This is a genomic window from Streptomyces sp. SM18 (assembly GCF_002910775.2).
In the GTDB taxonomy this organism is placed as follows: Bacteria; Actinomycetota; Actinomycetes; order Streptomycetales; family Streptomycetaceae; genus Streptomyces; species Streptomyces halstedii.
In genome coordinates, this window is the sequence record NZ_CP029342.1 from 743,283 (window position 1) to 769,621 (window position 26,339).

General features: G+C 74.5%; 10 protein-coding genes. 2 read left to right on the forward strand and 8 right to left on the reverse strand.

Annotation, left to right across the window (positions count from 1 at the left end; genetic code table 11):
- The first annotated feature begins 233 nt into the window (after positions 1-233).
- Both B9S64_RS03240 and B9S64_RS03245 read left to right on the forward strand, forming a co-directional pair.
- Entirely contained in the window at positions 234-1,031 is a 798-nt protein-coding gene (locus tag B9S64_RS03240) for a DeoR/GlpR family DNA-binding transcription regulator (protein WP_103492547.1), read from the forward strand.
- Between the two features lie 778 nt (positions 1,032-1,809).
- Positions 1,810-2,031: a hypothetical protein gene (locus B9S64_RS03245; protein ID WP_103492548.1), complete on the forward strand. Its 222-nt coding sequence runs from the start codon at positions 1,810-1,812 to the stop codon at positions 2,029-2,031.
- Between the two features lie 91 nt (positions 2,032-2,122).
- Here the strand turns inward: B9S64_RS03245 and B9S64_RS03250 are convergent, their stop codons facing one another.
- The 8 genes from B9S64_RS03250 to B9S64_RS03285 all read right to left on the reverse strand — a co-directional run bounded on the left by B9S64_RS03250 (position 2,123) and on the right by B9S64_RS03285 (position 26,251).
- Positions 2,123-3,097, reverse strand: coding sequence for a beta-ketoacyl-ACP synthase III (locus B9S64_RS03250; RefSeq protein ID WP_258037963.1), 975 nt, complete (start codon positions 3,095-3,097; stop codon positions 2,123-2,125).
- A 187-nt stretch (positions 3,098-3,284) separates the two neighbouring features.
- The gene (locus tag B9S64_RS03255) at positions 3,285-4,097 is read right to left on the reverse strand and encodes a thioesterase II family protein (RefSeq protein WP_228873194.1); all 813 of its coding nucleotides are present in this window, start codon (positions 4,095-4,097) and stop codon (positions 3,285-3,287) included.
- A 76-nt stretch (positions 4,098-4,173) separates the two neighbouring features.
- Positions 4,174-4,383, reverse strand: a complete 210-nt coding sequence (locus B9S64_RS03260; protein WP_103492570.1) for a ferredoxin — start codon at positions 4,381-4,383, stop codon at positions 4,174-4,176.
- A gap of 53 nt (positions 4,384-4,436) precedes the next feature.
- On the reverse strand, positions 4,437-5,219 hold the full coding sequence (fabG, locus tag B9S64_RS03265) for a 3-oxoacyl-ACP reductase FabG (RefSeq protein ID WP_103492549.1): 783 nt from the start codon (positions 5,217-5,219) through the stop codon (positions 4,437-4,439).
- Entirely contained in the window at positions 5,216-10,969 is a 5,754-nt protein-coding gene (locus B9S64_RS03270; protein ID WP_258037964.1) for a type I polyketide synthase, read from the reverse strand. Before B9S64_RS03270 ends, fabG begins: the two co-directional genes overlap by 4 nt.
- A 5-nt stretch (positions 10,970-10,974) precedes the next feature.
- A complete protein-coding gene (locus B9S64_RS03275; RefSeq protein ID WP_103492550.1) occupies positions 10,975-14,304 on the reverse strand; it encodes a non-ribosomal peptide synthetase in 3,330 nt (1,109 codons plus the stop codon).
- On the reverse strand, positions 14,301-17,591 hold the full coding sequence (locus tag B9S64_RS03280; protein ID WP_103492551.1) for a type I polyketide synthase: 3,291 nt from the start codon (positions 17,589-17,591) through the stop codon (positions 14,301-14,303). Before B9S64_RS03280 ends, B9S64_RS03275 begins: the two co-directional genes overlap by 4 nt.
- Positions 17,588-26,251 (reverse strand): type I polyketide synthase, encoded by an 8,664-nt coding sequence (locus B9S64_RS03285; RefSeq protein WP_258317489.1) that lies wholly within the window; start codon positions 26,249-26,251, stop codon positions 17,588-17,590. Before B9S64_RS03285 ends, B9S64_RS03280 begins: the two co-directional genes overlap by 4 nt.
- Positions 26,252-26,339 lie beyond the last annotated feature (88 nt).

The following is a 26,339-nucleotide window of genomic DNA, read 5'->3' on the forward strand; positions in this document are numbered from 1 at the left end:
GCCCGCACGACACGTGCCCGGCCGCGAGGCGGTCCGACGGCGGTACGGGAGGGGGTGGTCCCGACGGCGGTACGGGAAGGGGCGGCCGGGCGCCCGCGGCCGACGCGGAAAGTCCCTGAGCTGCGGGCCCGTCCGCGTACGCGTTACGCTCCCCACGGGCCGACGAGTGCCCCACCGGCACACCTCGCGACGCTCGCGTGGGTGGAACAAGGGTCAAGGAGGAGCTCCGGCACATGTCCAAACATGAGCGGTGGAACGCGCTGCTGGAGCTGCTGGCGGTCGAGGGCAGGCTGGAGGTCGACGAGACCGCCGCCACCCTGGAGGTCTCCCCCGCGACCGTCCGCCGGGACTTCGACGAACTCGCGGAACAGAAGATGCTCGTCCGCACGCGCGGCGGTGCCCTCGCGCACGGCGTCTCCTACGAGCTGCCCCTGCGGTACAAGTCCTCCCGGCACGCCTCGGAGAAGCAGCGCATCGCCACGGCCGTCGCCGAACTCGTCGGCGAGGGAGACGTCGTGGGGCTCAACGGCGGGACCACCACCACCGAGGTGGCCCGCGCGCTGGCACTGCGGGCGGGCGGAGGACGACGCAACGCGGCGGACATCCCGGCACCCGTTCTCACCGTCGTCACCAACGCACTCAACATCGCGGGCGAACTCGCCGTGCGCCCCCAGGTCAAGCTCGTGCTCACCGGCGGCGTGGCCCGCCCCCAGACCTACGAGCTGGTGGGCCCGTTGACGGCCGGCGTACTGAACGAGGTCGTGCTCGACGTGGCCGTCCTGGGGATCGACGGGCTCGACCTCGGACTGGGCGTGATGGCCCATCAGGAGGACGAGGCGAGCATCAGCAGGCTGTTCGCCGGACGCGCGCGGCGCGTCGTGGTGGCCACCGACGCGTCGAAGCTGGGGAAGCGGGCCTTCGCCCGGATCTGCGGGCTCGACGACATCGACGTCATCGTCACGGACTCGGCCGTGCCCGCCGAGACGGTCGCCCGCCTCACCGACCTCGGCATCAAGGTGATCGCGGTCTGAGGAGCGGCCCTCGGCGGTGTCGGGCCCCGAGCGAGCGGGTGGGCCCTGAACGGGACTCGGGTGCGGCGTCCGGCGCCGCCGTCAGACAGAACACACAGCGCGGTACACGGAGTACGGCCCCGCCTGGCGAAGGGGCCCGGCGGGGCCGTGTGCGGCGGCCTCGGGGCGTGGCGGCGCGGCCGCCCGGGGGGCGTCACCCGGTTCGGCGGCCCCCCGGCGTGGCGGGGCGGCGACCGGGAGGCCCCGGGCGGACCGCTCGAACCGCCCCGTTCGTACGGTGGGGGCCGGTTGACCGGGGCAGAGCGGTCGCATAGGAAACCGTCCGGGGACGACGGATGCCGAGCGGCGGTCGCACACCTCGCTCACGGGTGAGAATTCCGCGCCCACTTCCGGGCACATGCCGTACGGCGGCCGCTGCTCACCCCGCTCCGCACGGCCGCCCGCTCACGTATGGTTTGCCTCGGTGCGCCGGGAAGTCTGGTCGGCAGTTCATTCGAGCTGCCCTGGGAGCCCCGTGCCGATCCCCCTCTCCGTGACCGCGTCGCCGTGCGCCGTCGCTCCTCCGCGCCCCGGACCGGGGCGGCGCTTCGGCCGGGGGCTCACCCACGCGCCCCGCGTCGCTCGTCCGCCGGACTCCGAGCCGGAAGGGCGGGCCGGACGCACCGGCCCGGAACCGCGCCCTCCCCCGCCCTGGTCCACGCGCCCCCTGAGGCCGCTCGGCCTGCCGCCTCACGGACCGTCGACGTCCTGCCCCTCCTGCCTGCGAAGGTTCCCGCCCATGACTCCCCCTGCCGGACCGTCCGACGCCGAAGCCCTGTCGGCCGCCGTGGCCGACGTGCTCGCCCGTTTCGAGCGGTACGCCTACATCCGCGGCCGCCGCACGAGCATCACCGCCGCTCAGACCACCCAGCGGCAGGAGCAGCACGCCTTCGACGCACTGCTCCGCGCCGTCGACCGGCTCAGGGCCCTCCACCAGGTGTCCGAGGGACCGCAGGACTGATACGGCGGCCGGCTCAGCGGGCACCGCCCGTCCCGGACCACCCGCCGAGGCGGGGGTCCGGGGCCGCGCCCACCGGAACGCGCCACCGCCGTCAGGGGCAGCCGACCACCTGTGCCGCGTACGACAGGCCGGCGCCGAAGCCGAGGAGGAGGACGGGCGCCCCGCTGGGGACCTCGCCGCGTTCCACGAGTTTGGACAGGGCGAGGGGGACGCTGGCGGCGGAGGTGTTACCCGAGTCGACGACGTCGCGGGCGACGATCGCCTGGGGCGCTCCGATCTGCCCGGCTACCGCTTCGATGATCCGCAGGTTGGCCTGGTGGGTGACGACGGCGGCGAGGTCGGACGGGGCCACCCGGGCCCGCTCGCAGGCCTCGCGGGCGACCGGGGCGAGGGAGGTCAGGGCCCAGCGGTAGACGACCCGTCCGTCCTGGCGGAAGAGGGCGGGCGGGCCGGCCGGGCCGGTGGTCTCCAGGGTGATGGCCGAGCCGCGTTCCGGCCGGGAGCCCCAGACCACGGGCCCGATGCAGTCGGACCGCGCCTCGTCGGTGGCCCCGACGACCGCGGCACCGGCTCCGTCGCCGAAGATGACGCAGGTGGAGCGGTCCTCCCAGTCGAGGAAGTCGCTCATCTTGTCCGCCCCGATGACGAGCGCCGTACGGCCGCTGCCGCCGCGCAGGGCCAGATCCGCGTTGGCGAGCGCGTAACTGAACCCGGCACAGGCGGCGTTGAGGTCGAAGACCGCCGCCGTGGGGATGTCCAGGCGACGGGCGACGCGGGCGGCGACGCTGGGCATCCGGTCCACGGCGGTGCAGGTCGCGACGGTCACCAGGTCGATGTCGGCGGCGTCCACACCGGCTCGGGCCACGGCCTTGGCGGCGGCGGCGACCGCCATGTCGGCGACGCTCTCGTCCTCGGCGGCGATACGGCGGGTGGCGATGCCGACCCGGGATCTGATCCACTCGTCCGAGGTGTCGACCAGGGCGGCCAGGTCGTCGTTGGTGAGCACGCGGGTCGGCTGGTGATGGGCGACCGAGAGTATCCGGGCGCCGGGGCTGGTCACGGTCACGAGTCCTCCAGTGGATGGTGTTCCGGGGAGCGGGTCCGGTGGGCGTCGGTGCCCACGGAGCCGCGGAACGCTGAGCGGGGTGACGGTGCCCGGCCTCGCCCCGGAGACGGCGCCGTCCGCGGCCGGGCCCACCCGGCCGGGGTGCGGGCGTCCGGGGCCGCGCCACGGGGACCGGCCCGGCGTGTGTTCACGCCACACCGCGCTGTGGACCGGGTACGGCGTCCGGGGCCGCCGGGACCAGGGCGGCGGCGACCGCGGCCATCACGTCCGCGACCTCCGGGAAGAGGAAGAAGTGGTCGCCGGGGAGGACCACCAGCCGGGAGGGGGCGTCGGTGTGCCGGCGCCAGAGGTGCAGCCGCTCCTTCTCCACAACGGGGTCGGCGTCGCCGCCGAGCACGGTCATGGGCACCGCGAGCGGAGGCCGGTCACGGTAGTGGTAGGTCTCCAGCATCGCGTAGTCCGCGCGCAGGGTGGGCAGGAACAGCTCCATCAGGCCCGCGTCGTCGAGGATCCCGGCCGGTGTGCCGCCGAGACGGCGCAGTTCGTCGATCACGTCGGCCTCCGGCGCCGCGTGGATCGGCCGCCGGGTGCGCGGGAGTTCGGGGGCCTGCGCGCCGGAGACGAAGAGGTGCTCCGGCCGTGGCAGGCCCCGGCCGCGCAGCGTCCTGGCGAGTTCGAAGGCGAGCAGGCCGCCCATGCTGTGGCCGAACAGCGCGTAGGGCCGGTCCAGGTACTCCGCGAGGGCGTCGGCCAGCAGCCCGGCCAGGAACACCAGGTCGGTGACCGGGGGCTCGCCCCAGCGGCCGCCCCGGCCGGGGATCTCCAGGGGATGCACCTGGACCGGGTCGGGGGCCAGGTCGCGCCATTCCCGGTACACCGCCGCGCTGCCGCCCGCGTGGGGAAGGCAGAAGAGCCGGACGCCGGGGCGGTCCTGCGGCTCTCCCTGGGCAAACCACGGGTTGCGCACGATGTGCTTCTCCTTCGCTTCACTCCGGTTCACGGGGGCCCGTGCCTGGCTCGTCCACGGGCTCCCCCGACGGCCGTCGGTCGGTCGGTCGGTCAAAAGGGTGATTCGGTCAAGACGCAGGCCGGTCGGTGAGGGTCAGCGCGCCCGAAGGGCAGCGCTCCACCGCCTCCCGCGCGGCCTCGTCGGCGTCCGGCCCCCGCGGGCCGTCCGGCAGCAGGACGACGGTTCCGTCCTCGTCGGACTGGTCGAAGAAGTCGGGGGCGGTCAGCGCGCACATGCCCGCACCGACGCAGCGCTCCGTGTCAGCCTGGATTCGCATGGCCATGGTCCTTCGTGCCGTGGTGGCCGTCGTCGCCGACGGCCGGGGCGGGGTCAGACGGCGACCCCGCCGTCGATCTGGAAGGTGGTGCCGGTGATGTACGCGGCCCGGTCCGAGAGCAGGAAGGAGACCAGGTCGGCGACTTCGTGCGGCTCACCGAACCGCCCCAGCGGGATGCGCTCCGTGAACCGCTGCCGCAGGTCGGCGGGCAGTTCCATGACGGGGTCGGTGGCGACGAAGCCGGGCACGACCACGTTGGCGCGGATGCCGTACCGGCCGACCTCGCGGGCCAGGGACTTGGTGAACCCGATGATCCCGGCCTTGGACGCGGCGTAGTTGGTCTGCCCGGGATTGCCGTGCAGGCCGGCGATCGACGACATCGTCACGATCGCCCCCCGCCGGCGCTCGATCATGCCGTTGATGACGGTCCGGCAGACGTAGTACGTGCCGTCGAGATTGACCTGGAGGACATCGGTCCAGTCGTCGTCCTCCATCGCCGCCAGCGGACCGTCGCGCAGCACGGCGGCCGAGGTGACCACCGCCGCGACCGGACCGAGGGTGTCCTCGATCCCGTCGACCAGGTCCTCCACCGCGGCGCTGTCGCTGACGTCGGTACGGCGGATGTACGTCCGCCGCCCCAGCGCGCCGATCTCCTTCTCCAGGCTCTCGGCGGCGGCCGCGTCGGAGGCGTAGCACACCGCCACGTCGAAACCGTCCTGGGCGAGCCGCAGCGCGACGGCCCGGCCGATTCCCCGCGCGCCGCCCGCCACGAGCGCCACGGGGGCGTCCTGGGGCGTCACCGTCTCCCCCTGTCCGGCCGCGTCGGTGCCGCTCATGCCGTGCCCTCCTGTTCGGGTACGTCCGTGGCGAGCAACTCGCGCAGCTGGGCCTCGACCTCCTCGTCGGAGAGTTCCGCGAGCAGGTCCAGGTCGAGGTCCGGCTCCGGGGCGTCGCGGTCGATGACCTCGATGACGTCCTCGGGGCGGGCCGGGGTCCCGGAGCCGGGCCCCGCGTCCAGCAGCACGGCGGTGTGCGCCACGGTGGGGTTCTCGAAGAACGCCCGCAGGTCGAGCTCCACGCCGAGACGGCTCTTGACGCGGGTGCCGATCTGTACGGCGGCCAGCGAGTGACCGCCGAGGGCGAAGAAGTCGTCGTCGGCACCGACCCGGTCGACGCCCAGGATCTCCTGCCAGACCTCGGCGACGTCCCGCTCGCGGTCGGTGCGGGGGGCGACGTACGGCGTGGCCAGTTCGGGGCGCGGGTGGGTGCCGCCGGGCGGGGCGAGCCGCTCCATCTCCCGCTCCAGGAGGTCCGGGGTCAGGGAGCGGGCCAGCTCGCGTACGGCCGTGAACTCGCGGCGGCAGACGACGAGGTGGCCGGGGAGGCCGGGGGTGGCGAGGAGGCGGCCGAAGACGTCCTTGCCCTGCTGCTCGGTGATGCCTTCGGCGAGGACGCGCAGCACACCGGCGCCGGCCGGCTCGTCGGAGCCGTCCCCGTCCGCGCCGGGCTCGGGCGGCTCGGCGGCGCGCGCTATCTGGTCGCGCAGCCCCTCCAGGTCGTTGATCCGCTTGATGGTGAAGTCGGCGATCCTGACGAGGAGCCGGCCGTCCGGGTCGAGGAGTTCGATGTCGCAGGTGCTGGTCTCGCCCGCCGAGTCGGCGGCCTCCTTCACCTCGACGTAGGCGTGCACGGTGCTGGTCAGCCCGTGGTGGACGCGCAGGGAGCGGTAGCTGAACGGCAGGTAGTAGGTGTCCGGCGCGTGGACGCGGGCGGTGCCGCCGGCCGCGTCGAGCAGCGCCGGGTGCAGCAGGTAGTGGTCGAGGTCGCCGTGGTACTCCTCGTCGAGCCTGAGGGTGGCCATCACCCGCTCGGGGCCGACCTGGATCTCCTTCATGCACTTCCAGCGCGGTCCGAAGGAGAACTCGATCGGGCCGCCCTTCTCGAAGCGGTCCAGACGGAGCCCGAGCTTGATCGACTCGTCGGTGTCGAGGACGTCCGTCACCTCGCAGGCGGCCAGAAGCGCGTCGAGGTCGCGTACGACGTCCGGCTCCGGGTCGAGGAAGGCGACGGTGCCGCGCGCGTGGTCGGTCCAGGTCACGGCTCCGGGGGCACCGGCCCGGCTCTGTACGGCGAAGTGCCACCGTCCGTCGCGTTCCTCGACAGTGGTGAAGACCTCGCGGGACTGTCCGTCGGGCACCACCACGGGCACGAGGTACTGCACGTCGCTGATCTCGACGTCCCGTCCGGCGGCCTGCTCGGCGACGGCGGCCCTGACGAGTTCGAGGTAGGCGGTCCCCGGTACGAGGCCGTGGTCCTGGATGCGGTGGTCGCCGACGATCCAGCTGTCGGCGGTGGTCAGGACGGTGGTGTACGTGCGTGAGGTGGGCGTCGAGCGGACCAGGCGCCGCAGGAGGGGGTGGCCGTCCAGCGGGGTGCCGGTGCCGCCCCCGAACCGGTCGGCGAGGCCGGCGGCCATGCCGACGTCCCGCCAGGTGTCCCATCCCACGGCCGTGACGGGCAGTCCCGTCGTACGGCGCTTGTCCTGCGCCCACGCGTCGAGGAAGGCGTTGGCCGCGGCGTAGTCGCTCTGGCCCGGCCCGCCGAGGACGGCGGTGACGGAGGAGCACAGCAGCATGAAGTCCAGCTCGTCCCCGGCGCAGACCTCCTCGAGGACGAGCAGACCGTGGGTCTTGGCGGCGAGCACCTGGCCGGACTCGGCCGGGGACTTGGTGACGATCATGCCCTGGGAGGGCACTCCGGCCGCGTGCACCACACCGTTCAACGGCCCTGCGGTGGACCGCAGTTCGTCCACGGCCCGGCTCATCTGCTCCTGGTCGGTGACGTCGGCGCGCAGCAGGACGACGCGGGCGCCGAGCGATTCGAGGTGCCGGAGCCGCCGGATGCGGAAGGCGGTCGGGTCGCTGTCCTCGTGCGCGGCGAGATAGGCGTCCCGGTCTTCCGGCGGCGGGAACGCGGAGCGGCCCAGCAGACCGAGGACCGGGCGGTCGGCGGTCTCGGCGAGGTGCTCGGCGACGGCCAGACCGATGCCGCCGAGGCCGCCGGTGACGAGGTAGACGCCGCCGTCGCGCGGTCCGGTGGGCCCGGTGTCGCCGGGGGCGGGCCGGCCGATCCAGTCGGCCCGGTCGAAGCCGCGCGCCCACCAGTGGCGTCCGCGCAGGGCGATCTCCGCTCCGGTGTCCGGGCCGGTGAGGGCGCTCAGCAGGGCGTGGACGGCGTCCTCGCCGGGGGCGGCCGGGTCGGTGCCGGTGACGTCCAGGACGCGGCAGGTGGTGCCGGCGGTCTCCTGGGGGATGACCGTGGCCGCGCCGAGCAGCAGGGCGTTCTCGGGCCGCAGGGTCTCGTCGCCGGTGACGTCGTACACGCCGCGGCAGAGCACCTCGACCGTGACCGGTACGGGCGGCCGTTCGGCGCCGACGGCCTGGGCGAGGGCGACGAGGCCGTCGAAGCCGGTACGCCGGGCGGTGTCCAGCCGTTCGGCGGCGGACGTCCGGTCCTGGTCCGCGCCGTGGGCGGTGGCCCACAGATGGACGAGGCGGACGCGCCCGGTGTCCGGGGTCGTGAAGGGGGGTGCGGCCAGGGACCGGACGAGGGCGCCCAGATGGTCCCGGTCGGCGGGGTCGAGGGTCCAGGTGCCGGAGCCGTCGTGCTCCAGGGCGGTGCCCGCCGTGACGCGTACGACCTGGTCCCCGGTGGCGGCGAGACGGGTGGCGAGGCTGTCCCCGAGCGGGAGTTCCGCGCCGAGGACGACCCAGGTGTCTCCGGTGGCCCGTGCCGCGCTCCGGGCGGGGAGGGGCAGCCGCTGCCAGCCGGGGGTGTAGAACCAGTCGGCGGCGGTGGTGACGGCGGGCTCCGCGCCGGGCGCCGGGCCGGCGGTCTCGGTGGGCTCCACCCAGTAACGGCGGCGCTGGAAGGCGTACCCCGGCAGCCTGACCGGGAGGTGCCGGTCCGGGCCGTGCACGGCGTCCCAGTCGACGTCGGCGCCCGCGCTCCACACGGTGCCGAGGCCCGCCAGCAGGTGGGCGTCGTCGGGGGTCCGGTCGCCGGGGTGCCGCAGGGAACCGGCCACGGTGCGGTCTGGTGTCCAGTCGTGGTGGGCGCGCGCGAAGTTGGCGAGGTTCTGGCCGGGTCCGGCCTCGACCAGGACGAGGAGGGGGTCGGCGAGCAGGGTGTCGAGGGCGTCGCGGAACCGGACCGGCCTGCGCAGGTGGGTGCCCCAGTACTCGGGGCTGGTCGCCTGTTCCTCGGTGATCCAGGTGCCGGTGACGTTGGAGAGGAACGGGATCGTCGGGGGGTGCAGGACGACCTTGCGCACCTCGTCGGTCAGGGGGCCGACCGCGCCGTCCATGTCGGGCGAGTGGAAGGCGTGCGAGGTGTGCAGGCGGCGGCAGCCGATCCCCTCGCCGGTGAGCCGCTGTTCCAGGGCGTCCACGGCCTGCGGGGTGCCGGAGACCACGGTGAGCGCGCTGGAGTTGACGGCGGCCACCGACAGACCGTCGCCGAGGCGGGCGGCGGTCTCCTCCTCGGAGAGGAAGACGCTGAGCATGGCGCCCCGCGGCATCTCCTGGACCAGGCGGCCGCGTGCGGCGACGAGGTGCGCGGCGTCCTCCAGGGAGAACACCCCGGCCAGGCAGGCGGCCACGTACTCCCCGATGCTGTGGCCGACCATGGCGCGCGGCCGGACACCCCAGGACTGCCAGAGCCGGGCGAGGGCGTATTCGACGCAGAACAGCGCGGGCTGGGCGACGCGGGTCTGCCGCAGCCGCTCGGCCGCCTCCGGGTCGTCGCGGCCGAGGACCAGGGTGCGCGGGTCCTCGCCCAGGTAGGGGGCGAAGAGCTCGGCGCACCGGTCGAACTCGGCCTGGAAGACGGGCTCGCGGGCGTAGAGGTCACGGGCCATGCCCGGGTACTGGGCGCCCTGTCCCGGGAAGAGGAACGCGACCGGGGCGGTGTCGGACGCGGGCGTCCGGGGGGCGTCGCCCGCGAGGCCGCGCAGCGCGTCGACGGCTTCGCCGGTGGTCCGGGCGACGACGGTGGCGCGGTGCGGGAAGGCGGCCCGGCGCCGGGCCAAGGTGTCGGCGACGGCGCCGAGGGAGCCGCCGGGACCGGCTTCGAGGTGGTCGGCGAGGCGTGCGGCGGCCTCGGCGAGCGCGGGCGCGGACTTCGCGGAGAGCGGCAGCAGGCGGGCGGGGCCTTCCGTCGTGGTGCCGGTGCTCCGGTCGCCCTCGTCGAGGGGGTCCGGCTCCGGGGCGGGGGCCTCCTCCAGGACGATGTGCACATTGGTGCCGCCGATGCCGAAGGAGCTGACCCCGGCGCGGCGCGGCTCGTCCGCACGGGGCCAGGGGCGCAGTTCGGAGTTGACGTAGAAGGGACTGGTGTCCAGCTCCAGGCCGGGGTTGGGCCGCTCGCAGTGCAGGGTCGGCGGGATGGCCTCGTGTTTGAGGGCGAGGGCTGCCTTGATCAGGCCGGTGACACCGGCGGCCGCGTCGAGGTGGCCGACGTTGCTCTTGACCGAGCCGATGGCGCAGTAGCCCCGCTCGTCCGTGCCCGCGCGGTGGGCGCGGGTGAGGGCGGCGATCTCGATGGGGTCCCCGAGGGGGGTGCCGGTGCCGTGGGTCTCCACGAAGCCGACGGTGGCGGGATCGACGTCGGCCAGGGCCAGCGCCTCGGCGACGACCTCGGCCTGTCCGTCCACGCTGGGCGCGGTGTAACCGGCCTTGAGGGAACCGTCGTTGTTGACGGCGCTGCCGAGCACCACCGCGTCCACGGTGTCGCCCTCGGTGCGGGCATCGGCGAGGCGGCGCAGCACGACGATGCCCGCCCCGTTGCCGGGCACGGTGCCTTCGGCGTCGGCGTCGAAGGCGCGGCAGGTGCCGTCCGGGGAGAGGATGCCGCCGGATTCGTAGGCGTAGCCGCCGTGCAGCGGGGAGCTGACGGACACGCCGCCGGCCAGGGCGATGTCGCATTCCCCGTTCAGCAGGCTCTGGCAGGCCAGGTGCACGGCGGTGAGCGAGGTGGAGCAGGCGGTCTGGACGGTGACCGCCGGGCCCTTCAGGCCGAGTTTGTACGCGGTGCGGGTGGCCAGGAAGTCCTTGTCCGAGGCGAGCATCACCTGGTACATGCCGGAGGAGTCCAGCACCCGCTGGTTCCTCATCAGGTTGAACAGCAGGTAGGTGTTGAGGCCGTTGCCGGCGAAGACGCCGATACGGCCTTCGAAGCGGGCCGGGTCGATCCCGGCGGACTCCAGGGCGTGCCAGGCGCATTCGAGGAAGACGCGGTGCTGGGGGTCGAGGAGTTCGGCCTCGCGGGGGCTGTAGCCGAAGAAGCCCTCGTCGAAGAGGTCGGCGCCCTCCAGCGCGCCCTTGGCCCTGACGTAGCCGTCCTGGGCCAGGACCGCCGGTTCGACGCCGGAGTCGGCGAGTTCCTCGTCCGCGTAGTGGCTGATGCCCTCGCGGCCCTGTTCGAGGTTGGTCCAGAAGGTCGGCACGTCGTCGGCGCCGGGAAAGCGGCCGGCCATGCCGATGATGGCGACGCGGTCGAGGTCCTGGTCATGGTCTGGCTGTGGCACGTGGATCACCTGTCTCCGCGGGAGGAAGCCCGGCGTTCGGCTGCCTGCTGCCGCCGGTTTCGGGACTGTCGTCGGTTCTGTGCGCGCTGCCTGGCGCCGTGCGTGACGTTCTCGGAGTCGTCGGGTGTGCCGCCGCCCAGGTAGGCGGCGAGCGACTCGACGGTGGGGTGCTGGAACAGCTCGACCATGGTCAGTTCGTGGCCGAGCGTGGCGGCCAGTTCGGTACGGAACTCGGCCATCAGCAGGGAGTGGCCGCCCAGGTCGAAGAAGTTGTCCCGCATCCCGACGCGCTCGGCCCCCAGCAGGCGGCGCCACAGGTCGCCGAGCGCGTGTTCGGTGCCGTTCTCGGGCGCGACGAACCGGGTCCCGGATTCCGGGCGGTCCGGGCGCGGTTCGGGCAGGGCCTTGCGGTCGGTCTTGCCGCTGGGGGTCAGCGGCAGGGCGTCGAGCACGGTGAAGGAGGCCGGGACCATGTACTCCGGCAGGTATCCGCGCAGATGGCCGGCGAGTGCGCCGGGGGCCGGCGGCGTGTCGCCCGTGACGGTGACGTACGCGGCGAGGCGGATGTCGCCGGGGGCGTGCTCCCGGGCGGTGACGACCGCCTCGCGCACCGCGCCGTGCCGGGTCAGCACGGCCTCGATCTCGCCCAGTTCGAGCCGCTGGCCGCGCAGTTTGACCTGGTGGTCGAGGCGGCCGAGGAACTCCAGGGCGCCGTCGGCGCGGTAGCGGGCGAGGTCGCCGGTGCGGTAGACGCGGGCGCCCGGCACGAAGGGGTCCTCGGTGAAGCGCTCGGCCGTCAGCTCAGGGCGTTTGAGGTAACCCCGGGCCAGGCCCCGGCCGCCGATGCACAGTTCGCCGGGGATGCCGGGCGGGAGGGGCCGGTCGTGGCGGTCCAGGACGTAGAGGCGGGTGTTGGCAATGGGGCGGCCCAGCGGTACGGGGCCGGAGCCGTCGCCCGCGGCGCAGTGCCAGGCGCTCACGTCGATGGCCGCCTCGGTGGGGCCGTACAGGTTGTGCAGCTCGGCCCGGTGGAGGCCGAGGAAGCGGTCGTGCAGGGAGCGGGTCAGCTCCTCGCCGCTGCACAGGACGCGGCGCAGCCCGGCGGACTTCGCGGGGGGTTCGGCGAGGTAGAGCTGGAGCATGGACGGCACGAAGTGGACGGTGGTGATCCTCTCGGCCTCGACGGTGTCGGCGAGGTACCCGCAGTCGCGGTGCCCGCCGGGCCGGGCGACCACGAGGGTGGCGCCCGTCATCAGCGGCCAGAGGAACTCCCACACGGAGACGTCGAAGGAGAACGGCGTCTTCTGGAGCACCCGGTCCGTGCCGTCCAGGCCGTAGGCGTCCTGCATCCACAGCAGCCGGTTGCGCAGGGCCGCGTGGACGTTCATCACGCCCTTGGGGCGGCCGGTGGAGCCCGAGGTGAAGATGACGTACGCCAGGTCCTCGCCGTCCACCCCGACGCCCAGGTCGTCCGGGGACAGGCCGGACAGTTCCGCGGTGAGGTCCTCCACCCGCAGCACCGGGCAGCCGAGGGCGGGCAGCCGCTCGCCCAGGGCGCCGTGGGTGAGCACCACGGAGGGCTCGGCGTCCTCGGCGATGTCGGCGAGCCTGCCGGAGGGCAGGTCGGTGTCGAGGGGGACGTACGCCCCGCCGGCCTTCAGGACGGCGAGGAGGGCCACGACCAGCTCGACGGAGCGCTCCAGGGCCAGGCCGACGAGGACGTCGCGGCCCACCCCGTGGGCGCGCAGCAGCCGGGCGAGCCGGTTGGCGCGGCCGTTCAGCTCGGCGTACGTGAGCGAGGCACTCTCGAAACGGACGGCCTCGGCGTCCGGGGTGTCGCGGACCCGCCGCTCGACGCACTCGTGCACCAGGCCGTCGGGCCACTGCCGGTCGGTGGCGTTCCACGCCCCGGTCGTCGCGAGGAGCCGCGCCTCGTCGAAGAGGTCGAGGGAGCCGATGGGCGAGCCGGGGCGGGCGACGGCCTGTTCCACAAGGCGGCGGAAGTGGCCGGCCAGCCGGACGACGGTGGCCTCGTCGAACAGGTCGCGGTCGTACTCGAACCAGCCGGTGACGCGGCCGTCGGTGTCGAACGCCTGGAGTTCCAGGTCGAAACGGGCACCCTCGCTCCTGACCGGGAGCCGTTCGAGGCGGGCGCCGCCCATGGCACGCGGGGGCACGGGCTCGCGGCCGTAGCTGAAGCTGACCTGGTAGACCGGGGGGCGGCTCAGGTCGCGGGCGGTGTTGAGGTCCGCGACGATCAGCTCGAAGGGGATCTCCTGGTGGCCGTAGGCGCCCAGGCAGGCGTCACGGACCCGGGTCAGGGCCGTCTCGAAGGCGGGGTCGCCGGAGAGGTCCGCCCTGATGGGCAGGGTGTTGACGAAGTACCCGATGAGCGGCTCGACCTCGGCGCGCCCGCGCAGCGCGGTGGGCACGCCGACGACGACGTCCTCCTGGCCGGTGTAGCGGTGCAGCAGGATCTGGAAGACGGCGAGCAGTGCCATGTACGGGGTCGCGCCGTGCCGGCCGGCCAGCGCGGCCAGCGGGCCGACGAGTTCGGCCGGGAGGTCGATGGGGACGGAGCCGCCGTTGAAGCCCTGGACGGCGGGGCGGGGCCGGTCCGTGGGCAGGTCGAGCACGGGGGGAGCGCCGGCGAGGTGCTCACGCCAGTACGCGAGGTCCTCCTGCCAGCCGCCGTCGTCGAGCCGCTGGTGCTGCCAGGCGGAGAAGTCGCCGTACTGGATGGGGAGTTCGGGCAGCGGAGAGGGGCGGCCCGCGGCGAACGCCTCGTAGAGCTCGGAGAGTTCGGAGAGGAAGACCGCGAGGGACCAGCGGTCGGAGACGAGGTGGTGCATCGCGACGACGAGCGCGGACCGCTCGGGGCCGGTGCGCAGCAGCCGTACGCGCAGCAGCGGGCCGGTGTCGATGTCGAAGGGGGTGGCGAGTGCCTCGTCGATCCAGGTGCGGCGGTCGGCGTCGGAGTACGCGGGACCGCTGAGGTCGGTCTCGGGGACCTCGATGTCCAGGTGCGCGTGGACGACCTGGACGGGTGCGCCGTCACGGAGCTCGAAGGTGGTGCGCAGGGCTTCGTGGCGGCGTACCACCTCGGCGACCGCGGCGCGCAGCAGGCCGGTGTCGAGGGTGCCCTCGACACGCACCGCGCCGGGCACGATGTAGCCGGGGTTGCGGGGGCGGAGCTGTTCGAGGAACCAGGTGCCGCGTTGCAGGACCGCCAGCGGGAACGTGTCCTCGGAGGGGCGCTCGGCCATCAGGGCGTCGAACCGGGCGCGCTCCTCGGGGCTGAGGGCGGCCAGTCTCCGGGCGAGGTCGTCGGTCACGGGCGTGTCTCCGGACCGGACCCCGGCGCGGTGGTACCGGTGAGTTCGTCGAGCAGCGCGGCGGCGGCGTCCGCGGCGCGAGGCGCCCGCCGGATCGCGCCGGGCGCCTCGCCTCCGTTCCGTACCTGGTCCGCCGGGGAGGCGCCGGCTGTCGCCGACAGCTCCTCGACGACGCGCCCGGCGAGGCTGCTGATGGTCGCCCCGCCGAGAAACTCGGTGATCTTCAGGGTGAGGCCCAGTCTGCTCTGGATCTCGTTGCGCAGTTCGACGGCCATCAGGGAGTCCAGTCCGAAGCCGGTCAGCGGCTCGTCCAGCCCGATGTCGGTGGAGGTGGAGCCGAGGACGTCCTTGATGCCGAGCGCGAACTGGGTGCGCAGCGTCGTCAGACGCTCGTCCTCGGCCAGCGCCAGCAGGTCGGCGGCGGTCGGGATGCGGCTGGTGCGGCGCCGGCCGCGCGACGCGCGCCTCCCGGCGCGGGTGGACCGGGTGCGGGGGCCGTCCCCGGTCCCGGAGGTCTCCTCGGCAACGGCGGCGGTGCCGTCCCAGGGCCGTAGGGGCTGCCAGCAGTCGACCCGGTCGAAGGGGTAGGTGGGGAGCGGCGTCCTGGCGCGGGTGTAGTCGCCGTCGAAGCCGTCCCAGTCGACCGGCACGCCCGCCGCGTACAGCTCGGCGACGGTGGGCAGCAGGACCTCCCACTCGTCCTGCTTGGGCCGCAGGCTGGGCAGCAGCAGGTCGTCGTGGCCGGGCGGCAGGGCGTCGCTGACGACGCCGAGCAGCGTGGGGGCGGGGCCGACCTCGACGTAGGTATGGTAGCCCATCTCGCGCAGGGTCCGTACGCCGTCGGCGAACCGTACGGTGCCGCGCAGGTGCCGGCACCAGTAGTCGGCGTCCGGCACCTGGTCCCACGGCCACAGGGTGCCGGTGACGTTGGAGACCAGCGGGACGCGGGGGGCGCTGAAGGTGATCTTCTCGGCGGCGCGGCGCAGCGGCTCCAGGACGGGGTCCATGCACGGGGAGTGCCCGGCGGAGGCGATGTGCAGCTTCTTGGCCTCGACGCCCCGGGCGGCCAGGGCCGCGCACACGGCCTCCACCGCGTCCCGCTCACCGGAGATCGCGGTGTTGGCGGGGCCGTTGGCCGCGGCGATCGCGACCTGTCCGGGGTACGCGGCGATCTCGGCGGCGACCACCTCCTCGGAGGCGAACACGGCGGCCATGGACCCGGGCAGGGAGAACGCGTCGATGACGCGGGCGCGTTCGGCGACGAACGTCAGGCCGTCCTCCAGGGACATCACGCCCGCCACGCAGGCCGCGACGCACTCGCCGAGGCTGTGGCCGATGACGGCGGCGGGGGTGACGCCCCAGGACTGCCACAGCCGGGCCATGGCGTACTCGACGGCGAAGGTGGCGGGCTGCGCGTAGGCGGTGTCGTTGATCCGCGTGTCGTCGGGGTCGTCGGGGAAGAGCACGGAGAGCAGCGGCCGGTCCAGGACCGGGCGGAGGATCTCGGCGCACGCGTCGACCGCGTCCCGGAAGGTGGGCTGGGTGTCGTACAGGCCGCGGGCCATACCGGGGCGCTGGGCGCCCTGGCCGGTGAAGAGGAAGACGACCTCGGGGCTGTCGGCCTCGCCCTGGACCAGGCCGGTGTCCGTCTCGCCGCGCGCGAAGGCGGCCAGCCGCCCGGCGACCTCCTCGCGGCCGGTGCCGACGGCGGCGAGGCGGTGGCGGAAGTGGCTGCGTCCGGTGCCCGCCGAGTAGCACAGGTCGGCCAGCGGGGTGGGGTCGTCCTCGGCCAGGCGCTCGGCGTACCGGCCGGCGAGGGCGCTCAGCGCGCTCTCGGTGCGGGCGGACAGCGTGAGGACGGAGGCGGGCCTGCGGTCGTCCGCGGCGGCGGGCGGGGCGGGCGGCGGGGCCTGCTCCAGGATCAGGTGGGCGTTGGTGCCGCTCAGGCCGAAACTGCTCACCGCGGCCACGCGGCGGCCCTCGGTCTCCGGCCACGGGGTGAGGCGGGTGGGCACCTGGAAGGTGGTGCCGTCGAAGGAGATGTTGGAGTTCAGCCGGGTGAAGTGGAGGTTCGGCGGGATCTGGGCGCGGTCCAGGCAGAGCGCGGCCTTGATGAGACCGGCGATGCCCGCGGCGGCCTCCAGGTGGCCGAAGTTGGTCTTGGCGGCGCCGAGATAGACCTCCGGGCCGCTCGGGCGCCCGTACACGTCGGCCAGCGCCTCGGCCTCGATGGGGTCGCCGAGGCGGGTGCCGGTGCCGTGGGTCTCGATGTAGCCGATCCGCTCGGGTGCCGTCCCGGCGGCGGCCAGGGCGCTGCGGAACACCTCGCGCTGCGCGGCCCCGTTGGGCGCGGTGATGCCGGCGCTGCGGCCGTCCTGGTTGACGGCCCCGCCGCGCACCACGGCCAGGACCCGGTCGCCGTCACGCTGTGCGTCGGACAGCCGCTTGAGGACGACGACACCGCAGCCCTCGCCGCGCACGTAGCCGTCGGCGCTGTCGGAGAAGGCCATGGCGCGGCCCTTGCGGGAGACCGAGCCGAACTGCGACTGGGAGATCATCAGCATCGGCGAGAGCACCACGTTGACCCCGCCGGCCAGGGCCATGTCGCACTCCCCCAGGCGCAGGCTCTGGGCGGCCTGGTGGACGGCGAGCAGGGACGAGGAGCAGGCGGTGTCGATGGTGAGGTTGGGGCCGCGCAGGTCGAGGAGGTAGGCGATGCGCGCCGGTACGAAGGACGGGGCGGCACCGGAACTGCTGTAGGCGCTCACGTCGTCCGGGTGGCGGATCTGCGCGGTGATGTAGTCCCAGGAGGCGGCGCCCATGAAGACGCCGGTACGGCTGCCGGCCAGGCCGGACGGGGCCCGGCCCGCGTTCTCCAGGGCCTCCCAGCACACCTGGAGGCTGAGGCGCTGGTGCGGGTCCATCGCCAGGGCCTCGCGCTTGGATATCCCGAAGAAGTCGTGGTCGAACGACTCGATGTCGTCGAGGAACGCCCCGGCGCGGGTGTAGATCTTGCCGGGCCTGCCGGCCTCCTCGTCGTAGAACGCCTCGTGGTCCCAGCGCGTGCCGGGGATGTCGCCGACGGCGTCGACGCCGTCGGCCAGCATCCGCCAGTAGCTCTCGGCGTCGGTGACGCCGCCGGGGAAGCGGCAGCCCGTGCCGACGACGGCGATGGGCTCGGAGCGCGCCCGCTCGTACGCGTCGACCTGGCGCTGGAGCCGGTCCATCGTCAGATAGGCCCGCTTGAGCGCCTCGGCCGCTCCCGTGCCCGTTCCCGGTGCCGTCATCGCTGACCCCCTTCGTCGATCTGCTTCGTCTTGGCCATGAGGAGTGCTTCGAGTTCCGCGGTGGTCATCGCGTCGAGGTCCGGCGCCGCGTCCGCGGTGTCCGGGCCCGTGCCGTCCGCAACGGCCGGTACCTCCGGCAGGGTCCGTGGGCCGGGCGCGGGCCGCGGGTCCTGGTCGTCCTCGGCCCGTTCGCTCTCCAGCGCGATCTTCATGCGGTCGGCCAGGTAGGGCACCAGCGCGTCGATGGTCGGGAAGCGCCAGGTCACGGTGGAGGGCAGGGGGACGCGCAGCGAGGACTCCAGCGACTTGCGCAGCTCCAGCGAGAGCAGCGAGTCGAAGCCCATGCTGGTGAGCGGTGCCCCGGCGTCGACGGCGGCGGGGTCGCCGCCGAGGAGGCCGGCGGCGACGGCCCGGCAGTGTTCGGTCAGGACGGCCCTGCGGCGGCGGCCGGGTTCGACGGCGAGCATCCGCCGGTGGACGTCGTCCGCCGGTCCCGCGCCGCCGTCGTGTTCCTGGCCGGGGTCGTCCAGGAGGGTGCGCAGCAGGCCGCCACCGGGGTGTTCGCGGAGTCTGGCCCGGTCCACCGGCAGGACGCAGACCTGGGTGGCGGTGCCGCTCAGCAGCCGGTCGAGGACGGCGATGCCCTGCTCGGGGCTGATGCTCCGGATGCCCCGGGTGGACAGGGCGCCGCCCCGGTCGGGCCGGGCGGCGAGGCCGATCCTCGACCACGGGCCCCAGTCGATGCTCAGCGCGGGCAGGCCGTGTGAACGCCGGTGGTGGGCCAGGCCGTCGAGGAAGGCGCTGGCGGCGGCGTAGTTGCCCTGGCTGGCCGAGCCGAGGACGGCGGCGGCCGAGGAGTACAGGACGAAGAAGTCGAGTGCGCGGTCGAGGGTGGCCCGGTGCAGGTGCCAGGCCGCGGCCGACTTCGGGGCGGCGACGGACCGGAAGCGGTCGGCGTCCAGGCCGGTGAGCAGACCGTCGTCGAGGATGCCCGCGGCGTGGACGATGCCGGCCAGCGGCGGCATGGAGCCGTCGACGCGGGCCAGCAGCCCGTCGACCTCGGCGCGTTCGGAGACGTCCGCGGCGAGGACGGTGACCTCGGCGCGGGTCCGCAGGTCGGTGAGGACGCGTTCGGCGTCGGGGCCGGGCGCGCCGCGGCCGACCAGGGCCAGGTGCCGGGCGCCCTGCCCGACGAGGTAGCGGGCCGTCTCCAGGCCGAGCGCGCCGAGGCCGCCGGTGACGAGGTAGGTGCCGCAGGGGCGTACGGGCGGGGCGCCGGGGGCGGTGGTGACGGTCTCGTCGGCGGCCGGGCGCAGGACGATCTTGCCGGTGTGGCGGGCCTTGGCCATGGCGGTGAAGGCCTCGGTGGCGTCGGCGAAGGGATGGACGGTGACGGGCAGGGCGCTGAAGTCGCCGTCCGCGAAGCCCTGGACCACGTCGGCGAAGAGCGCGGCGATCTCCTCGGGCCGGTCGCGGATGGTGCGTTCCAGGTCCACGGCGAAGAAGGCGCGGTTGTCCTTGAACAGTTCCAGGCCGATGTGGCTGTTGTCGTAGATGTCGCGCTTGCCTATCTCCACGAAGCGCCCGCCGGGCGCGAGCAGCCGCAGGGACCGTACGAGGGCTTCGCCGGAGGCGGAGTTGAGGACGACGTCGACGCCCCGGCCGCCGGTGAGCGCGGTGATCTCGTCGGCGAAGGCGACCGTGCGGGAGTCCATGACGTGCTCGACGCCCAGATCACGCAGGAGGGCCCGCTTCTCGGGGGTGCCGGCAGTGGCGAAGACGCGGGCGCCGCGCCGGCGGGCGATCTGGAGCGCGGCCAGACCGACGCCACCGGTCGCGGAGTGGACCAGTACGGTCTCCCCGTCCCGCAGGCGGGCGAGGTGTTCGAGGCCGTGGACGGCGGTGAGGAAGGCGAGGGGCAGGGCGGCGGCCTGGTCGTCGTCGAGGGTCGGCGGAGCCGCGACGGCCAGGCGCTCGTCGAGGGTGACGAAGGCCGCCATGCAGCTGGGACCCGTGGCGATGACGCGGTCACCGGCCCGGAGCCGGGTCACCCCCTCACCGACCGCGCTGACGCGGCCGGAGCATTCGGCGCCCAGCGGCACGACGCCTTCGGCGCCGGGGTAGGTGTCGAGGGCCTTGAGCACGTCGCTGAAGTTCAGGCCGGCGGCGGCGACTTCGATCTCGATCTGTCCGGGGCCCGGCGGGGTGCGCCGCCACCAGGTGGCGCCGAGACCGGCGAGGCTGCCGGGGCGGTCGGTCAGCAGCCGGTGGTTGCCGTCGCGGGCGGCGTCGAAGGACCAGGCGGGGCGGGCCTCACGGACGGACCGGACGGGGGCCGTCCACGGCTGGAGCGCGGGGGTGAGGCGCGCCTCACCCCGCAGGGCGACCTGGTCGTCGGCGCCGTCGCGCAGTACCTCGGCGAGCAGCCGGCCGCTCTCGCCGCCGGGGCGGGCCGGGTCCAGGTCGACGACCGTGGACCGCAGTTCGGTGTGCTCCAGGCCGATCACCCGGGCCAGGCCCCACAGGGGCGCCTGTCCGACGTCCGGCCGGTCCGCGTCGGCCACGCGCTGGGCGCCGCGGGTGAGCAGCACCAGGCGGGGCGCGGGGTCCGTCCCCGCGCGGGCGAGTTCCTGTACGAGGTGGAGCGCGGGCAGGCACGCGGCGTCCCGGGCGGCGGGGAACTCCCGCTCGGGGCCGTCCGGGGTGAGGGTGACGTCGAGCGTCCAGGCCTGGACGATCCCGTCGGGGACGGTGCCCTCGGCTGCCAGGCCGGCCAGCAGCGCGGCCATGTCCTCGGCGCGGGACGGGTCGAGTTCGTAGTGGTCCGTGTCCACCTTGCGGTAGGCGGGGCCCGCGGCGGCGGTCAGGCAGCGGCCGCCGCGCGCGCGCAGTTCGGTGGCGAGGGCGTCGGCGGTGCCCCCCGCGTCGGTGAACAGCAGCCAGGTGCCGGGCCGGCGCCCGGAGTCGGGGGCGGTGAGGGGGGCGGGGCGCCAGGCGATGTCGAGGAGCGCCTCGTCGAACGGGTCGGCCGTCCCGGTGCGGTCGAGGCGCTTGAGGGTGATGCCGGTGATCTCACCGACGGGTGTGCCCGCGTCGTCGTAGAGGACGACGCTCGCGCCGGTGATCTCCTCGGCGCCGGGCCGCGGCGCGGTGACCGAGGCGTGTGCCCAGCGGGGCTCGGCACGGTCGGTGAAGAGGGTGAACCCGCCGGTGGCCACCGGGAGGTACGTGGCGTCCAGGGGCTGGTCCTGGGCGTCCAGGGCGGCGCCGAGCGCCTGGAGGGCGCTGTCGAGGACGGCCGGGTGCACCGGGTGGGCGCCACGGTCGGTGGTCAGCGCACCGCGTTCGCTGAGCCGGGCGACGACCTCGCGCCGGCCCCGCCACAGCTCCTCGATCCCCTGGAAGGCGGGGCCGTACTCCAGACCGGCGCCGCGCAGCGCGGCGTAGTGGTCGGCGACCGGGGCGGAGGTGGCGCAGCGGGCGCGTACGGCGTCGAGCGGTTCGGTGCCGGCGGCGGGGGCGGCGGGGCGGAAGGAGGCCCGTGCGGCCTCGGTCCACTCGTCGTCGGCGCCGGCCCGGGTGAACAGGCGCAGCGTGCCGGTCTCGGCGGTCCCGGGTACCAGGACGAGTTGCAGCGTGGTGGCGTCGCTCCGCTCGGGCACGACGGTGAGCCGGCTGAACGTGACGTCCTCCAGGGCCGCGTCGCCCGAGAGGTGTGCGCTGGCCGCGGCGAGCGCGGCGTCCAGGACGAGAGCGGCGGGCAGCACGGGGCTGCCGCCGACCTGGTGGTCCGTCAGATACGGGAACTCCGCCAGGTCGACGGGGGCCGACCAGTGGACGGTGTGCGGGGGGAGCGCCGAGGCCGTACGGTCCCGCAGGACCGGGTGGCCGCGGTGCGCGGTCCGGCGGCGGGCGGGCTGCTCGTACCAGTTCCGGGTGCGCTGCCAGGGGTAGGTGGGCAGGTCGGCCAGGGGCCCGGCGGGGCCGTGGACGCGGGTCCAGTCGATCCGGTGGCCGGCGGTGTAGAGGCGGCCCAGTTCACCGAGCACGGTGGCGCGGCCGGGCTGTTCCCGGCGGAGCGAGGACACCGCGACGCCGTCCCCGGAGGCCGCCAGCCGTTCGGTGACCGCGTCCGTGAGCATCGGGTGCGGTGACATCTCGACGAAGACGTTGTGGCCGGTCTCCGCGAGCCCGGTCACGGCGGTGTCGAACAGCACCGGCCTGGTGAGGTTGGACGCCCAGTACTCGGCGTCGAGCCGCTCGCCCGCGAGGGTCTCGCCGGTGACGGTGGAGACCAGGGGGACGGCCGTGGCGCGGGGCCTCAGGTCGGCCAGGAGCCGCCACAGCTCGGCGGCGACGGGCTCCATCAGCGGGCAGTGGGAGGCGAACTCGACGGATTCCAGGACCTTGGCGTAGAGGCCGTCGGCCTCCAGGGACTTGGCGAACTCCTCCAGGACCGCGCCCTCGCCGGAGAAGACGGTGGAGTGCGGGCTGTTGGCGGCGGCGGTCCACACCGGTCCGGGGGTGCGTTCGGCGAGGATCTCGCGGGCCCGTTCCAGGGAGACGCCCACGACGGCCATCCGCCCCTTGCCGGTGGCGGCGTGCAGGACGGTGCCCCGGTGCAGGGCGATCAGGAGGGCGTCCTCCAGCGAGATCGCCCCCGCGACATGGGCCGCGGCGATCTCTCCCACGCTGTGTCCGACGACCGCGGCGGGTTCGACACCCCAGGAGCGCCACAGGGCGGCCAGGGCGATCTGGACGGCGGTCAGGGCGGGCTGGCCGACCGCGGTGTCCAGGAGCCGGGAGCGGGCCGGGTCGGCGGTGAGCTGGTCGAGCAGCGACCAGTCGGTGTGGCGGCGCAGCAGGGCGTCGGCACGTTCGAGGACGGCGCGGAAGCTCTTCTCGGCGGCGAGGTCGCCGTGGAGCAGGTCGGCGGCCAGCGGCCACCAGCGGGGCCCCTGCCCGGAGAAGACGAACACCGGCCGGGACCGGAGGCCGGCCCGGCGTACGCCGGAGCTGAGGCCGGGGACCTCCTCTCCACGGCCGAACGCCTCGATCGCGGCGCGCAGTTCACCGGGGGTGCCGCCGACGCAGGCCAGACGGTGTTCGTGGTGGGCGCGGCGGACGGCGGCGGCGGACGCGAAGGCGCTCACGGGGGTGGTGTCGGTGAGCTTGTCCGCGTGGCGGACGGCGAGGTCGCGCAGGGCCTGGCCGTCGCGGGCGGAGACGGTCAGCAGGACGGCGCCCCCGGCCTCGGTGCGGGCGGGTACGGCGGACGGCGGCTCCTCCACCACCAGGTGGGCGTTGGTCCCGCCGAAGCCGAAGGAGCTGACCCCGGCGAGGGCGGGAGCGTCCTGGACGGGCCACGGCCGCAGGGTGTCGGCGACGCGGACGGGCAGGTCGTCGAAGGGGATGTGCGGGTTGGGCTCGGTGTAGTGCAGGGTCGGGGGCACCGTGCGGTGGCGGACCATCAGGGCGGCCTTGATCAGACCGCCCATGCCCGCGGCGGCCTCCATGTGACCGAGGTTGGACTTGACCGAGCCGATCAGGCAGGGCCGGTTGGGGTCGCGGCCTTCGCCGAGCACCGCGCCGAGGGCCTTGGCCTCGATGGGGTCGCCGAGGATGGTGCCGGTTCCGTGTGCCTCCACGTAGGCGATGTCGGCGGCGCGTACGCCGGCCTTGGCGTGGGCGGCGCGCACCACCGCTTCCTGGGCGCGCGGGTTGGGGGCCATCAGGCCGTTGCTGGCGCCGTCCTGGTTGACGGCCCCGCCCCGGATCACGGCGTACACGGGGTCGCCGTCGGCCAGGGCCCGGCTGAGCGGCTTGAGGATCACCGCCCCGGCGCCTTCGGACCGTACGTATCCGTCGGCGCTCGCGTCGAACGGCTTGCACCGGCCGTCGGCCGACATCACCCCGGCCTTGCTGAAGTTGATGGCGAACGCCGGGGACAGCACCAGGTTGACGCCGCCGGCGACCGCCAGGTCGCAGTCCCCGTTGGCCAGGCCCGCGCAGGCCTGGAGCACCGCCACCAGGGAGGAGGAACAGGCGGTGTCCACGGCGATGCTGGGGCCGCGCAGGTCCAGGAGGTAGGAGAGGCGGTTGGCGGCGATGCTGAGGGCGCTGCCGGTGCCGGTGAAGACGTCGATGGCGTCGAGGTCGGCGAGCTGGCCGGTGGCGTAGTCGAAGCTGGAGATGCCGACGAACACCCCGGTGCGCGAGCCGGACAGGCTGTCCGTGGGCACGCCCGCGTTCTCCAGTGCCTCGAAGGTGACCTCGGCCAGCAGCCGCTGCTGGGGGTCCATGCGGTCGGCTTCCTGCCGCGAGATGCCGAAGAAACCGGCGTCGAAGCGGTCCACACCGTCGATGAACCCGCCCCAGCGGCTGTTGGTGCGGCCGGGCGCGGACGGGTCGTCGTCGGTGAACTCCTCGGTGCTCCACCGGTCGGCGGGGACCTCGGTGACCGCGTCGCGGCCTTCGCTGAGCAGCTGCCAGAAGCTGTCCGGGCCGTCCACGCCGCCGGGGAAGCGGCAGCCGATGCCGATGACGGCGACGGGCTCGTCGGCCGGGGGTCCGGCCGGGGCGGCGAGGGGGGCGGTGGCGGGCGCGGGGGCGGCGAGGGTGGTGGCCGGCTCGTCGAGGGGCGCGGCGGACGGGGCGGGCGCGTCGGCCGGAGCGGGTGCGTCGGCCGGGGCGGGCTCTCCCGCCAGGTGCCGGGCGAGCTTGGCCGCGGTGGGGTGTTCCCAGACGACACCGGGTTCCAGCGGGACCCCGAGGCGGCGTTCCAGGTCGCCGACCATCGTGACCATCTCCACGGACCGCAGCCCGTATCCGGCGAACGGCAGCTCCGGATCGACGGCGGCCACCGTGGTGCCGGTCGCCTCGGCCAGCGCCTCGCGCAGCCACAGCTCGATCTCGACGGCGCCGGGGGCCGGGGGCCCCACCGGTGCGGGGGCGGGGCCGGTCTCCGCCTCGTCGGCCCGCCAGAGCGCGATGGGCTCGGTGGTCCCGGCGAGGAGGGCGTCCACGCAGTCCTGGCGCCGGAGCTTGCCGCTGGAGGTCTTGGGCACGGTCCCCGTGCGGACGAGGGCGACCACATGGGCCCGCAGCCCGTGCTCCCGGGAGACGTCGGCGCGGATCGCCTCGATGACCCGGGCGCGGTCCTCGGGCGCACGGCTGCCGCGGTACTCCTGGACGACGACGAGGCGTTCCTCGCCGTCGATCTCGCGGGCGGCGGCCACACCGCAGCCCTGGCGCAGGCCCGGGGCGGCGCTCTCGACGGTGCGTTCGATGTCCTGCGGGTAGTGGTTGCGCCCGGCGACGATGACGACGTCCTTGATGCGGCCGGTGACGTAGATCTGGCCGCCGTCCAGGAATCCGAGGTCACCGGTGCGCAGGAACGGTCCCTCCCCGGTGTCGAGGCGGGCCCCGAAGGTCTCCTCGGTCATGCCGGCGCGCTGCCAGTAGCCGTGCGCCACGCTCGGGCCCGCCATCCACAGCTCACCGACCCGGTTGTCCGGGAGGGCGGCGTGGGTCTCCGGGTCCACGGCGAGGACCCGCTGGCCGTCCTGGGTGGTGCCGCAGCTGGGCAGGGGGCGCACCGCCTCACCGGGGCCCGCCTCCTCGGCGACGCCCGCGAGGAGGGATTCCGCCCGCAGGTCGCGGTGGACGGGGACCGCGGTGGGGTCCCCGGTGGACACCGCCAGCGTGGCCTCGGCGAGTCCGTAGGACGGTGCGTGGGTGCTGTGCCGGAAGCCGCACGGGGCGAAGGCCTCGGTGAAGCGCTCCAGGGTCTGCCCCCGGACCGGCTCGGCACCGTTGATGGCGACCTTCCAGGTGCTCAGGTCCAGCGTCCGGCGGTCCTTCTCGGTGACCTTGGCGACCGCGAGGTCGTACGCGAAGTTGGGGGCGGCGCTCGCGGTGCCGCCGGCGTCGGAGATCGCGCGCAGCCAGCGCAGCGGCCGCTTGAGGAACGAGTACGGCGACATGAACGTGACGGGGAACCCGGCGTAGGCGGGGGTGAGCAGCCCCATGATCAGGCCCATGTCGTGGAAGGGCGGCAGCCAGCTGACCATGTGCTGGCGGGGGTCGTCCAGGAAGAACTGCCGGTGGATGCCCTCGATGTTGGCCATCAGGTTGCCGTGGCTGACCATCACGCCCTTGGGGCGGTTGGTGGAGCCGGAGGTGTACTGGAGGAAGGCGAGGTCGTCACGGCGGGTGCCGGGTTCGCGCCAGCCGTCCGCGGCGGCGGTGTCCAGCTCGTCCACGGCCAGCCAGTGGATGTCCCGGAGCGCCGGGGCGTGTTCGGCGAAGCGGTCGACCAGCGCGACCGTCTCGGCCGGGGCCAGGACCACCGCGGGCTCGGCGTCCTCGACGATGCCGACCAGCCTCGGCAGGGTCCGCATCGGGAACGCCGGGTCCGGCGGGTAGACGGGTACGGCGACGACGTCGGCGTACAGGCAGGCGAAGAAGGAGATGACGTAGTCCAGCCCGGCCGGGCACATGATCAGGGCGCGTGCTCCTGCGGGGAAACGTTCCCGCAGCATCGCGGCGACGGTGCGGGCCCGGAGGTCCAGCTCCGCGTTGCCGAGGGCCTGGGGCTCGCCCTCACCGTCCACGAGGAAACGGAAGATGTGCTCTTGCGAATGTTCGCCCAGAACCATACGGAAATGGTCGACCAGCGATTGTGCGTCCCGGCCCGACATCCGACCGTCCTCTCCATGCTCGACACCTTGCGTGAACCCTTACGTC

Coding starts and splice junctions, on each gene's coding strand:
- B9S64_RS03280 (WP_103492551.1), bottom strand. CDS start 17,591: ATGACGGCACCGGGAACGGGCACGGGAGCGGCCGAGGCGCTCAAGCGG.
- B9S64_RS03240 (WP_103492547.1), top strand. CDS start 234: ATGTCCAAACATGAGCGGTGGAACGCGCTGCTGGAGCTGCTGGCGGTC.
- B9S64_RS03260 (WP_103492570.1), bottom strand. CDS start 4,383: ATGCGAATCCAGGCTGACACGGAGCGCTGCGTCGGTGCGGGCATGTGC.
- fabG (WP_103492549.1), bottom strand. CDS start 5,219: ATGAGCGGCACCGACGCGGCCGGACAGGGGGAGACGGTGACGCCCCAG.
- B9S64_RS03245 (WP_103492548.1), top strand. CDS start 1,810: ATGACTCCCCCTGCCGGACCGTCCGACGCCGAAGCCCTGTCGGCCGCC.
- B9S64_RS03285 (WP_258317489.1), bottom strand. CDS start 26,251: ATGGTTCTGGGCGAACATTCGCAAGAGCACATCTTCCGTTTCCTCGTG.